Origin of the sequence: Faecalimonas sp. (assembly GCA_029264305.1) — a bacterium.
GTDB lineage: Bacteria > Bacillota > Clostridia > Lachnospirales > Lachnospiraceae > Faecalimonas.
In genome coordinates, this window is the sequence record JARICA010000017.1 from 172915 (window position 1) to 185742 (window position 12828).

11 protein-coding genes are annotated in these 12828 nt (G+C 32.7%); 1 reads left to right on the forward strand and 10 read right to left on the reverse strand.

Features of this window, described 5'->3' with window-relative positions; genetic code table 11:
* Positions 1-7: 7 nt before the first annotated feature.
* The 3 genes from ACY2U7_RS05325 to ACY2U7_RS05335 form a co-directional block, all read right to left on the reverse strand.
* On the reverse strand, positions 8-847 hold the full coding sequence (locus tag ACY2U7_RS05325; RefSeq protein ID WP_461816005.1) for a PHP domain-containing protein: 840 nt from the start codon (positions 845-847) through the stop codon (positions 8-10).
* Between the two features lie 72 nt (positions 848-919).
* Complete coding sequence (locus ACY2U7_RS05330) at positions 920-2548, reverse strand: Na/Pi cotransporter family protein (RefSeq protein WP_461816006.1); 1629 nt, start codon at positions 2546-2548, stop codon at positions 920-922.
* A gap of 24 nt (positions 2549-2572) precedes the next feature.
* Complete coding sequence (locus ACY2U7_RS05335; RefSeq protein ID WP_461812163.1) at positions 2573-2974, reverse strand: hypothetical protein; 402 nt, start codon at positions 2972-2974, stop codon at positions 2573-2575.
* Positions 2975-3148: 174 nt separating this feature from the next.
* Between ACY2U7_RS05335 and ACY2U7_RS05340 the strand changes: the two genes are divergently transcribed.
* Positions 3149-3775, forward strand: coding sequence for a formate/nitrite transporter family protein (locus ACY2U7_RS05340; RefSeq protein ID WP_461812162.1), 627 nt, complete (start codon positions 3149-3151; stop codon positions 3773-3775).
* Here the strand turns inward: ACY2U7_RS05340 and ACY2U7_RS05345 are convergent.
* The 7 genes from ACY2U7_RS05345 to ACY2U7_RS05375 form a co-directional block, all read right to left on the reverse strand.
* On the reverse strand, positions 3744-4397 hold the full coding sequence (locus ACY2U7_RS05345; RefSeq protein ID WP_461816007.1) for an HAD family hydrolase: 654 nt from the start codon (positions 4395-4397) through the stop codon (positions 3744-3746). The genes ACY2U7_RS05340 and ACY2U7_RS05345 overlap by 32 nt on opposite strands.
* 3 nt (positions 4398-4400) lie before the next feature.
* A complete protein-coding gene (locus tag ACY2U7_RS05350; RefSeq protein ID WP_461812160.1) occupies positions 4401-4694 on the reverse strand; it encodes a rhodanese-like domain-containing protein in 294 nt (97 codons plus the stop codon).
* Positions 4695-4841: 147 nt separating this feature from the next.
* The gene (locus ACY2U7_RS05355) at positions 4842-5486 is read right to left on the reverse strand and encodes a cytidylate kinase-like family protein (RefSeq protein WP_461812159.1); all 645 of its coding nucleotides are present in this window, start codon (positions 5484-5486) and stop codon (positions 4842-4844) included.
* An 86-nt stretch (positions 5487-5572) separates the two neighbouring features.
* Complete coding sequence (locus ACY2U7_RS05360) at positions 5573-6604, reverse strand: 3-deoxy-7-phosphoheptulonate synthase (RefSeq protein WP_461812158.1); 1032 nt, start codon at positions 6602-6604, stop codon at positions 5573-5575.
* Between the two features lie 27 nt (positions 6605-6631).
* Complete coding sequence (locus tag ACY2U7_RS05365) at positions 6632-8521, reverse strand: ABC transporter ATP-binding protein (RefSeq protein WP_461816008.1); 1890 nt, start codon at positions 8519-8521, stop codon at positions 6632-6634.
* Positions 8514-10256 carry an ABC transporter ATP-binding protein gene (locus ACY2U7_RS05370; RefSeq protein WP_461816009.1) on the reverse strand — a complete coding sequence of 581 codons (1743 nt, stop codon included), beginning with the start codon at positions 10254-10256 and terminating at the stop codon, positions 8514-8516. Before ACY2U7_RS05370 ends, ACY2U7_RS05365 begins: the two co-directional genes overlap by 8 nt.
* Before the next feature lie 123 nt (positions 10257-10379).
* Entirely contained in the window at positions 10380-12827 is a 2448-nt protein-coding gene (locus ACY2U7_RS05375; protein WP_461816010.1) for an ABC transporter permease, read from the reverse strand.
* Position 12828: the final 1 nt, after the last annotated feature.

Here is a 12828-nt window from a genome sequence, read left to right on the forward strand (position 1 = left end):
TTGCTTTTTATGATATATTTTTAAATTTCTTTTTTGCTAAAAGTTCTACTTCAATCGGATCTATTGCATCTACGGGATTTTCTTCTTTTTCTTTTCCTTTTCGTTTGTGTGCCTTTAAAAGGTTTCCACCCTTATTATATATCCAAAAAGAATACGTTAAAATTTTACTTGCTTTTCCTAATTTTTCCTTTGTTGTCTTAGCATATAAAGTCCCTCCGATTTCCATCGGCACTTTTCTTCGAATTAACGTAATTAACTCCGTTTCACAAGTAACATACTCCGGTAAAATCGTATATGCTTTTCCTACACATTCCGGCTTATGAGAATCACTTCCCGCAACTGCTGGCTTTTGGTAACGTGTTGCTAGTTTCATCGCTGCTTCATTGGATACTTCGGATTCACATGCATTAAACCCTTCAAAAAAGTCAAATCTTTTGATTAGTTCTGGAGATTTAAAAAATCTCTTTGTATTTGCATAACTTAAATACTTCTCACCACAAGGATGTGCTGGCCCCAAAATCCCACCATTCTTATGCACAAAATCTATCAAAACAGATACTGGAAGACCTTTCACTTCTAAAAGGCGCATCTTAACTCCCTCTGGCATAATAATAATGATGTGTCCCGCATCACGTGTATCGTATTCAATACCTTTTAACACAACAAAATCTGTGTGTTTTTTCCCACGCATATTGTTTTTCCAGTAACGATACCCTTTATACGTATTATGATCTGTAATCAGCATTCCCTGAAAACCATTTTTCTTCAAAATTGTAATATATTCGTCCAAACTCACTTTACTGTCAATTGAACCTTCTTTCACATGACAGTGCATATCTATCTTCATAAGAAAGCCTCCTTTGCTTCTTTATGTGTTCTAGATTTATTATACCTCTTTCAGGAAAAACTAGCAATCGCATTACATCATTTCGTTGTATTGTTCACCAATATTTAAGATATGATCACCAATTCTTTCAAAATCTGTAAGAATTTCCGAAAAAATAATTCCTGTTTCAGCTTTACAGTCACCCTTTTTCATTCTTTCAATTTGTTCCTTTAAATACATTTCTTTCATGTCATCAATTTTCTGTTCATTTTTAGCAGACTTTTCTAAAATCTTTTCTGCTTTAGAAATATCTTCCACAGTAATATCTTCCAACGCTTTAGCACAAAGTGTTTTCATTTCTTCTACTTCTTTTGATGCTGAATCTGAAAATTTCATTCCCCATTGTTTCAAATCTTTCGCATATCCCAAAAAATTCATTGCATGATCACCAACACGTTCAATATTAGAAATAATTTTATAATATGCATTAATTCTTCTCAGATCTTCATCTGCCATTTCTGTTCCCATAAAGCCCACGATATATTTTGAAATTTCTTTATTCAAATAATCAATATACTCTTCTCTATCTAGCATTTTTGTTGCATTAATTTTATCACCATAAATAAGTGCATCAAAACCAGTTTCTGTATTTTTCTTTACCATAGTGAGCATACGATTTACTTCTCCTTCTATTTGCGAAATTGCAAGCGCAGCATTTCCTACCGCATAACTACTTTCAAATTTTTCAATATATGCCAAGCGATGTTCTTCTTCAATGTCTTCTTTTGATTCCGGCAAAATTTTTACCGCTAATTTAGCCATATAATTTCCAACTGGAAGAAGTAATAATGTCGTTGTAATATTAAAAATAGTATGTACATTAGCAATTTGTGCAACGGTATTTCCTGGAGTTAATGTTTCTACCAAATGTACGAATGGTGTAACTAAACAAATTACTGTAAATAAAACTGAACCAATCACATTAAACATTAAATGAATAACTGTAGTTCTTTTCGCATTTGTTTTTGTACCGATAGAAGCAAGTACGGCTGTAATACATGTACCTATATTCTGCCCAAATAAAATATATACAGCACTTGAAAGCGGAACCACTCCTGTTTGTGCTAACGCCTGTAAAATACCAACAGAGGCTGATGAAGATTGGATTACCGCTGTAAATATTGCTCCTACGAAAATACCTACAATTGGATTACTTGCATTTGCCATGAATCCAATAAATGCTTCAGATTCTCTCAAAGGTGCCATTGCATTTCCCATCGTCTCCATACCAATAAACAAAATCCCAAGTCCCGCAAGAATTTCACTTATATGTTTCACTCTCTCGTTCTTAATAAATGTAATAGAAGCTACTCCAATAAAGGCTATAAGTGGTGCAATTGCACCAATATCAAGGGCAATTAATTGTCCCGTAATTGTTGTTCCTATATTTGCACCCATAATTACCCATACCGCTTGGTTCAATGTCATTAAGCCTGAATTTACAAAGCCGACAACCATAACTGTAGTCGCTGAAGAAGATTGAATCACCGCTGTAATCGCTGCACCTACAACTACACCTACAATGCGATTTGATGTTACCCTCTCCAAAATTTTCTTCATTTTATTACCAGCTGCAGCTTCTAACCCATTACTCATCATTTGCATTCCATATAAAAATAATGCAAGTCCACCGAGTAACATAAATACTCCTGTCATTCCCATTTTTTCTATCCTTTCTTTCCTATCTTATGCGTTAATGAATGTGAAAAATTCTCTTCTTTTTTTCCCATCCATTTGATGTATTTGACGCATCCGCAAAATATGATATTCTAGAAAGCTTCCTATTTCTTTAAATATATCCCTTTTCCATTTTTTCTTTAATTGGCAATAAAGTAAACATATATACAAAAAATATAAATATATTCTAATTCTATTCTTTCTCATAGTCTGAACATTGGGTTGCACTTTTCCACGCACCATTACTACAGCACTTTCTTTTTCCATCACTCGCTCCCAAAAACTTTTTTTCATCGTACTTGCATCTTCTTCATACAAAGGTGTTGACTTTTCCACTACAATCCACTCATCCGTGTTTGAAAATGCGAGTAAAAAAATAAGAAAAAACATCAATATTTTTTTCATCATCATATCCTTTCTTTCCCTTAACACTTAGCACAATAGCATATTCTTCGTGCTTATGTCAATTGAAAATTCAAGACTACAAAATCTGTTTTTTCTCTTGTGAAACATATATCAAATATGGTAATATTGTAAGGATTGAGTTTTTTAACTAACGATAAAATACTAAAGGAGTAAGAACAAATGAAACAAAACTTTTTCAGTGGTTTAATGGCAGGCGCTTACATCGCTTTAGGTGCAATAACTTTCTTGATTATTCCTAATCAAATTGTCGCCTCCCTTTTCTTTGCTACAGGAATTTTTCTAGTATTTAATTTTAGCAATATGCTTTTTACTAGAGTATGCCCACTTATGATTGCCACAAAAGAATATGACGTAAAAGATTTAATTGTAACTTGGATAGGAAATGGAGTTGGAGCATTTATCATTGCTACACTGATACATTTTTGCAGATTTGAAAGCAAAATTTTAGAACGTCTTCAAGCCATCGTAGACACGAAACTTACCGATTCCCCATTAAGCTTATTTATTATGGGAATTATCTGTGCTATTTTTGTAAGTTATGCTGTTTTCCTTGGAAAAAAATATCCAAAAGGATCTTTCCCTCAAATTTTTTATGTATGGCTACTAATCACCGCCTTCGTTTTTGGTGGATATGATCATATTGTTGCCAACATGTATTATCTTTCAGCATATGGATGGGCTTTCGGTGTACAGATAATTCCTTTCTTAAAAGTTTTGGGAATTGTTACTGCCGGAAATATAGTTGGTGGATTACTTATTGGATCTCTTGAGAAAAAACATCTTTAAGTTTTGACAGAGAAGTTACTTTTGCATAAAGTAACTTCTCTGTTTCTTTATCCGGTTCACTTAAATCTGGAACCATAATTGCTCTACAGCCTGCAAGCGTAGCTGCTCGTACTCCATTTGGAGAATCTTCTATAGCGTAACAGTCTTTTGGATCTTCCCCAATTTGTTCACACGCATAAAGATAAATATCTGGCATCGGTTTCCCATTTTCTACCATATTTGCACAAATCACCTGATCAAACCAATGATAAATCCCAATTTCTTTTAGATATCTTGTAGCTCTTTCTTCGTCTGTTGCCGTTGCAACTGCTATTTTCAATCCTTGCTCTTTCAAATAAGGCAGAATTTCATCTACTCCTTCTTTCTTTTCAATTCCATTTTTATCTAGCCAATCACGCATTAATTCTTTTCTTCTCTGTCTTACAGCTATATAATCAAAATCTTTTCCATAAATTGATTGTAATTTAGGTTTTGCATATTTTCCTGCCAAACTTCTAATCATCAAAGCATCTTCTCTTTTTATGTCATATCCAAATTCTTTTCCTGCTTGACACCAAAATTTCACCAAATATTTTTCTGTATCAATCAGAACTCCATCCATATCAAATATAACAGCCTTCATATTCTACACCACTAATTTCCCATTATATCCAACAATACCACCTATATTTACTGCAGTATACCCTATTTTATTCAAAAAGTCCGCAGCTCTTTTTGATCTTGCTCCACTCAAGCAATATACGAAAATAGGATTTTCTTTTGGAAGAGAAATCGTTGGAAGACGATTAATCGGAATATTTAAACTGCCTTCTAAATGCCCCTCTTGATATTCTTCGATAGAGCGAACATCTAAAAGCACCGCATTTTCTGTTTCCTTCATTGTTTCTAATCCTTCTTCTATCATTAATTGTTCGTTCATTTTATATCCTCCTAGTACTTTTTTATTTTTATTATATCAAATTTCATTTTAATTACTGTGATAAAATCACATTTCATTTATTTATTTTTTTACTATAATGGTATTCTCATATAGCGAAAACTGGCAAGAGCACACTCCTGCCAGTTTTTATTTGCCTTTCTTTAATTGTTCCTCTTTCTTACGATAAGCTGCTTCTAAAATTTCCACCGTTCCATCAATTCCTAAAAGACTACTGTTTAGTAATATCTGGTGAGATTCAATATCTCCCCATTTTCTTCCTGTATGAGCTTCGTAGTATAATCTTCTCTCTCTATCTATATGTCTAATTTTCTCTTTTGCCTGTTTTTCAGTCAAACCATAAATAGACATAATCCTTCTAACTCTGTCTTCCCAAAATGCATAAATAAATGTATGTATATAGTTAGAGTAGTCTCCTAATATGTAATCTGCACATCTTCCCACAATTACACACGAACTTCTATTTGCCAACCGTTTCAAAATCTCAGTTTGTTCCGCATATAGTCTATCACTCACCGGCTCAACAACAGCTTCATTTGTCATAAAAGAAGTATAACTTCCCACACCTACAACATACGCAGAAAGAAATTTTCCAAGCATGCTTTCATCTGCTTCTTCTGCAACAGCTTGATCTAAATGCAATTCTCTTGCTGCCATCTTGACAAGATTATGGTCATAAAGAGGTATATCAAGCTTTGTCGCCAATCTATTCCCTATTTCATGTCCACCACTTCCAAATTGTCTTCCAATCGTAATGATAATGTTATCCGTCATAACAGCTAGCCCCCTTCTATATAATTCTGAAAATTTATTATTATTTTCAATTATATCACAGTGGCTTTCATTTTTACACCTTTTATCTAACAATTTTCAGCAATTTTATGAATTAGTCTTTCTGTATCTTCCCAACTCAAACAAGGATCTGTAATTGATTTCCCATAAACTCTGTCTTCTGCAATTCCTTGACAACCTTCTTCTAAATAACTTTCAATCATAACTCCTTTGACTAACTTTTTAATCTCCGGATTATAATTTCTACTATGCAACACTTCACTTACAATACGAATCTGTTCTTTAAACTGCTTATTAGAATTAGAATGATTTGCATCAACAATTGCCGCTGGATTTTGTAAATCCATTTTCTTATATATATTCTGCAATCTAACTAAATCTTCATAGTGATAGTTTGGAATACATGTTCCATATTTATCTACACCGCCTCGTAAGATAACGTGAGCAAGATCATTCCCATCTGTTGTTACATCCATTCCTCGATAAATGAATGTATGTGAACTTTGCGCTGCAATTACTGAATTCATCATTACTGAAAAATCTCCACTTGTTGGATTTTTCATCCCAACAGGGATATCCATTCCACTTGCAGTTAATCTGTGCTGTTGATTTTCTACAGAACGTGCTCCTATTGCTTCATATGATAATATATCATCTAAATAACTTCTATTTTCAGGATAAAGCATTTCGTCGGCAGAAGTAAGTCCACTTTCTTCAATCGCATGAATATGCATTTTTCGAATCGCAATAATTCCCCCAAGTAAATCTGGTGCCTTATCTGGTTCTGGTTGATGTAGCATACCTTTATATCCAGCACCTGTTGTTCGTGGTTTATTTGTATAAATTCTTGGGATAATCATTAGTTTCTCTGACACTTGTTCATTTAACTTTGCTAAACGACTTACATAATCACAAATCGCAACCTCGTTATCTGCAGAACAAGGTCCTACAAGAACCATAAATTTATCTGATTTCCCCATAAAAATATCTCTAATTTCATTATCTCTCTGTTTTTTTAATGCCACAATATCCTTTGTCAATGGATATTCTTCCTTCAATTCCAACGGAAGTGGAAGCTGTTTATTCACTCTCATTCCCATATTCTTTTTCTCCTTTTATATTTTTATTTAATCTAATTCAAATGCCCCGGTATATAATTGGTAATATTTACCTCTTTCTGCCATAAGCATCTCATGCGTACCACGCTCGATAATACGTCCTTTTTCCAACACCATAATAACATCAGAATTTCGCACTGTCGATAATCTATGTGCAATAACAAAAACCGTTCTCCCTTCCATAAGAGCGTCCATTCCTCTTTGCACAATAGTTTCTGTTCGTGTATCAATAGATGACGTTGCTTCATCCAAAATCATTACTGGTGGATCAGCAACTGCAGCTCTTGCAATTGTTATTAACTGTCTCTGCCCTTGTGAAAGATTAGCTCCATTTTCCGCAAGAGGTGTATCATACCCTTTTGGTAAACGAGTAATAAAATCATCTGCTCCTACAAGTTTTGCTGCATGAACACATTCCTCTTCTGTAGCATCTAATCTCCCATAACGAATATTATCCATGACTGTTCCCGTAAATAAATTTGTTTCTTGAAGAACAACACCAAGTGATCGTCTTAAATCTTCTTTCTTAATCTTGTCAATATTAATTCCATCATATCGGATTTTTCCATCTGCAATATCATAAAATCGGTTAATCAAATTTGTGATTGTTGTTTTCCCTGCACCAGTAGAACCAACAAAAGCAACCTTCTGTCCTGGCTTTGCATACAATGTTATATTATGTAAAATAGTCTTGTTTTCTTCATATCCAAAATCAACATCAACCATGCGGACATCTCCAGATAGCTTTGTATATGTCACTGTCCCATTCTCTTTATGTGGATGCTTCCACGCCCACATTCCTGTCCGTTCTTTACATTCTACAAGTTTTCCATTTTCTTCTTTTGCAGAAACAAGAGTTACATACCCCTCATCTTTTTCTGGTTCTTCATCAATCAATTGAAAAATCCTTTTCGCACCAGCAAGTCCCATAACAACAGAATTGATTTGATTCGATACTTGACTAACATTTCCACAAAACTGTTTTGTCATATTTAGAAACGGAACAACAATACTTATACCAAATGCCATTCCTGAGAAACTTATATTTTTCACTTGCAACAATAACAAAATTCCTCCTGTAAGAGCAACTGTAACATAAAGAACATTTCCAATATTACCTAAAACTGGCATAAGCATATTCGCAAATTTATTGGCACTTTCTGCATCTTTGAATAATTTTTCATTGATCTCATCAAACTTCTTTTCACATTCTCTTTCATGACAAAATACTTGCACAACTTTTTGACCGTTCATAACTTCTTCAACATATCCTTCGGCTTTTCCAAGAGAAATTTGTTGGCTGGTAAAATATTTTGCAGAGTTTCCACCAATTTTCTTTGTTACGATAAACATAATTATCACACCAAAAATCACTACCAACGTCATCCACAAACTAAAGTAAATCATAATCCCAAATACTGTCAATACCGTAACTGATGAAACTAACAATTGTGGAATACTTTGAGATATCATTTGTCTTAACGTATCAATATCATTTGTATAATAACTCATAATATCACCATGATTGTGTGTGTCAAAATATTTGATTGGAAGATTCTGCATTCCATGAAACATTTTTACACGAAGTTTTTTAAGAAATCCCTGTGTAATTGTGGCCATCATCTGTGTAAACACAATCGCCGAAAATAGTGAAAGAATATACAAAATCAACAAAACACCTACATAATAGACAATTCTCCCACTAACTGCATCCCATTTTCCTGTTTTCCAACTGATTTCTACTATAGAAATAATCTTTTGCATGAAAATTCCCGGGATAGAAGTAACAGCTGCACTAAAAATAATACAAACTAAAATAAGTGGCATTTTTATTGGATAGAATTGAAATAATGTTTTTAAAAGTCTACCAAATGCTCCCCTTTTTTCTCTCTTATTCATCCTCTTCACCTACCTTTTTTTGTGAAGTATATATTTCTCGATAGATTTCACTTTCAACAAGCAACTGTTTGTGGGTTCCGATGGCATGAATTGTACCTTTATCCATTACAACAATTCTGTCCGCTTCTTCCACAGAAGAAATACGCTGTGCAATAATAATTTTTGTTGTTTCTGGAATAAATTCCTTGAAAGCTCTTCTGATAAGCGCATCTGTTTTTGTATCTACTGCGCTTGTTGAATCATCTAAAATTAAAATTTTCGGATTTTTTAACAAAGCTCTTGCAATACATATTCTCTGTTTTTGTCCTCCAGACACATTTGTCCCACCTTGCTCAATATAGGTATCATATTGGTTAGGGAACTGTTGAATAAATTCATCTGCCTGTGCTAATTTACACACCTCAATCAACTCTTCATCTGTTGCATCTTTATTTCCCCAACGAAGATTTTCCTTGATTGTTCCAGAAAACAATACATTCTTTTGTAATACAACAGATACTGCATTTCTTAACGATGTTAAATCATATTTTTTAACATCAATCCCACCAACTTTCACACATCCTTCAGTTGTATCATATAATCTTGAAATCAATTGAATTAACGAAGACTTTGAAGACCCTGTTCCACCAATAATCCCTATTGTTTCACCGGAACGGATATGTAAATTAATATTTGACAACGCCATTTTTTTTGCTGTTTTCACATATTTAAAATTCACATTTTCAAAATCAATCGATCCATCTTTCACTTCATATATAGGGTTTTCTGGATTTCTAATTGTTCCCTCTTCTTGCAAAACTTCCATAATTCGCTTTGCAGATTCACTTGCCATCGTAATCATAACGAATACCATAGACATCATCATTAATGAATTCAATATTTGAAAACTATAAGTTAAAAGTGCTGAAAATTGTCCTACATCTAAATCAAGACCTTTTGATGTAATAATTACATATGATCCAAAATACATAACAAAAATCATTACTGTATACATACAAAACTGCATAAGTGGATTGTTATACGCTAAAATCTTTTCTGCTTTCGTAAAATCTCTGCAAATATTATCTGCTGCTTTCTCAAATTTTTCTTTTTCATAGTCTTCACGCACATAAGATTTTACAACTCGCATTCCCTTAATATTTTCTTGAATAGAAGTATTCAAATTATCATATTTTTTAAATACTCGTTTAAATACAGGCATTGCTAATCGAATGATTAAGAATAGACCTATCGCTAATATCGGAACTACTACAACAAATATCCACGCCATTTTTCCTCCCATAACAAATGCCATTGTAAAAGAAAACACAAGCATAAGAGGACAACGAATCGCTATTCTTATCAGCATCATATATGCCATCTGCACATTTGTCACATCTGTTGTAAGTCTTGTCACAAGTGATGATGTAGAGAACTTATCAATATTCGTAAAAGAATAGCTCTGTATTTTATAAAACATATCCTTTCTCAAATTTTTCGCAAATCCACAAGAACCAGTAGCACAAACCGACCCAGCTATAGCCCCTGCAAATAATGCAAATCCAGCCATTAAAATTAAACATCCGCCATAAATTACAATTGTTTTTAAGTCACACCCCGCCTTTATTTCATTTACTAAACGGGCAATAACAAACGGAATAATGCATTCCATAATAACTTCCAACGAAACAAAAATAGGGGCTAGAATAGACGGCTTTTTGTATTCTCGAATACTTTTGGAAAGTTCTTTTATCATGTCTTTTCCTCCTTTATCTTATTATTGTTTCTATGACAATTGTTCTTATTATAATACTTTTTTCTCTTGTAAATCAATAAATTTAAAAGAGACTGCAATAATTTTATTACAGTCTCTTTCATGCTAAATATTTTCACTTCGAATAGTTTCTATAATATTCTGTTTTTCCACCTTTTTTATTGCATACTGCATAGTTATATACACAACTAAAAATACAACTAAAACACAAATAAATACTTGTTGATATGGTATATGATATGGTATCTCTAAAATATTTACGAATTGTTTATAGAAAATATATGAGAATAGAATTCCTACTGGAATTCCATATAAAAGTGCTTTCGTTCCATAGAAAAAACTTTCATACCAGATCATCTTTTTAAACTCTTTATCTGTCATTCCAACTGACCGAAGTGCAGCAAACTCTCTGCTTCTCAATGCCATATTGGTTGTAATCGTATTAAAAATATTCGTAATTCCAATAACAGAAATCACTACCAAAAATCCATATAAGAATATAGATATAATAAGGTTAATGCTATTTCTTTCCCTAGCTTCTTCTGCAAAATCCCTATAACTCCAACTTTCTTCAAAAGCTATTTCTTCCAAATTTTTTCGAACTTCTAATGTGTTATTTGCATCAATATATACCCCTGCATAGGCAAACTCTCTCTTGTTCATCCATTCTTCTGACACAATAATAGTTGGTTCATTATAAGAATTATTTGTAAGTGGAAAATTCTCTGACCGTTTGACGATTTCAATTTCTCCTCCATCAAATCGTAATTTTTCTCCCTCTTTTACATCGAGTTCATGATATTTTTTTCGCTTTGCCTTACGTTCACCTTCATCACGAACAAATGAAATACTTGTGTCATATAAAATCCCTTTATCTTTTACTTTCTCATAAGGCAACCCTAATTTTTCCACAAATTTCTTATACGTTTTATCAGAAAAAGAACAAAATACATATTCTATTTCTTCATCTTTCTCTTCTTGACTAAATTTCGTAATATCTCTGATTTTTTCAGACGTTTCCGTCAAAGATACATTAATCGGTTTGGCATTCCATATTTTAACAATATCACATTTATTTATTCCCTTTACCTTACTTGCTTTTTGATAGATTTCTCCTTTTGTTTTTATATCTTGTTCATCATTATAGGCAATCAAATTATATTCTATTTTCCCATAGTTTAGATTTTGCACTTCTTCTCCATATATTTTTATAGAACTAATAGATAGGAACAATACAATACTAATAAAAAGAGAAAATACCGTCGTTCTATATTTTTTTCTGCTTCGTTTTAAGTTTTTTTGCGCAATCTCTCCCTCAATTCCAAAAATTTTTGAGAATACTTTAGCTGTACGTAATTTTTTTGCCTCTAACTTTATACTTTTTGTCTCACGAATCGAGTCTATAGGGGACACCTTTTCTGCACTTTTTGCAGGAATTAACGAAGAAATATAAATCATACATATTGCTACTATTACAGCAATCAAAATTGAAACAACCGACACGTACAACTTCAATTCAATTTCTCCATCGAAAGATGTTCCCTTTAAAATTTGCATTACAATACGAAGTGTCACCCCAATTGCTCCAATCCCAAATAAAACACCAAGCGGAATGGAAATCGCTCCTAAAATCACCCCTTCAAACAAAACATTTTTCCGTATCTGCTTAGATGTTGCTCCTACACTCGCCAACATACCATATTGCTTTAGTCTTTCGGTAACAGAAATGTCAAAACTATTTTTTATCACAAATACAGACGTAAATAAAATAATACCAATAACTATTCCAGCCATTATTTTTAAAGAACGTAACGCATCTACATTTCTCATTGCCCCTTGAAAAGTCAACAAGCTATTATTCACCTTGCACTCGTGTAAATCCAATTCTTTTTTCAACATTGTCTGAACAGCAAATGTATCTTTAGGGTTTTTCATCAACATAGCAATATCCACATTTCCACTGTTTCTTTCCTCGTCGAATATGGTAAACAAATTATATCCGTTATCTTCTCTATTATAAAAATAAAGCGGATCTGTCTTTACTATTCCAGAAATAACATAGTCCTTTTCTTTTCCTCCTACTTCTAATTTTAATGTATCTCCTACATCTATTTTTTTGAAATAATTCAATTGAAATTCCCCTGGAAGTAAAATTTCTTTTTTATTTTGAGGCAATTGTCCTTTTTCCAAAATAATTCCCCAATCAGTAAAATCTTGTTCTTTCATCCCCAAAATTTTTGTTTTTGGAAAATTCCCATCAACCTCTTTTGAAATGATCTTCACATTTTCTATTGTCTGTAAAACCATTTTCTTTTCTGCTTTCTTGTTATGTAGGAGATATTTTTGTTTCTCTTGTGGAACATTTCTAACTAACATATGATAATTACCATTCGTTTTCTTTGCATACTCAATAAGACTCCCCTGTATACTAGATACAAATGTTGTTATTGCAGTAATTAAAGCTACTGATAACAAAACACCAAAAATAGTGGCAAATGTTCTTTTCTTATTTTTTTTCAAATTTTTTATTGTGAGTTCATTTAATATTTTCATA

What these genes read in the sequence shown, in the direction of transcription:
- ACY2U7_RS05325 (WP_461816005.1), bottom strand. Translation starts at nt 847, where the DNA reads ATGAAGATAGATATGCACTGTCATGTGAAAGAAGGTTCAATTGACAGT.
- ACY2U7_RS05330 (WP_461816006.1), bottom strand. Translation starts at nt 2,548, where the DNA reads ATGGGAATGACAGGAGTATTTATGTTACTCGGTGGACTTGCATTATTT.
- ACY2U7_RS05335 (WP_461812163.1), bottom strand. Translation starts at nt 2,974, where the DNA reads ATGATGATGAAAAAAATATTGATGTTTTTTCTTATTTTTTTACTCGCA.
- ACY2U7_RS05340 (WP_461812162.1), top strand. Translation starts at nt 3,149, where the DNA reads ATGAAACAAAACTTTTTCAGTGGTTTAATGGCAGGCGCTTACATCGCT.
- ACY2U7_RS05345 (WP_461816007.1), bottom strand. Translation starts at nt 4,397, where the DNA reads ATGAAGGCTGTTATATTTGATATGGATGGAGTTCTGATTGATACAGAA.
- ACY2U7_RS05350 (WP_461812160.1), bottom strand. Translation starts at nt 4,694, where the DNA reads ATGAACGAACAATTAATGATAGAAGAAGGATTAGAAACAATGAAGGAA.
- ACY2U7_RS05355 (WP_461812159.1), bottom strand. Translation starts at nt 5,486, where the DNA reads ATGACGGATAACATTATCATTACGATTGGAAGACAATTTGGAAGTGGT.
- ACY2U7_RS05360 (WP_461812158.1), bottom strand. Translation starts at nt 6,604, where the DNA reads ATGGGAATGAGAGTGAATAAACAGCTTCCACTTCCGTTGGAATTGAAG.
- ACY2U7_RS05365 (WP_461816008.1), bottom strand. Translation starts at nt 8,521, where the DNA reads ATGAATAAGAGAGAAAAAAGGGGAGCATTTGGTAGACTTTTAAAAACA.
- ACY2U7_RS05370 (WP_461816009.1), bottom strand. Translation starts at nt 10,256, where the DNA reads ATGATAAAAGAACTTTCCAAAAGTATTCGAGAATACAAAAAGCCGTCT.
- ACY2U7_RS05375 (WP_461816010.1), bottom strand. Translation starts at nt 12,827, where the DNA reads ATGAAAATATTAAATGAACTCACAATAAAAAATTTGAAAAAAAATAAG.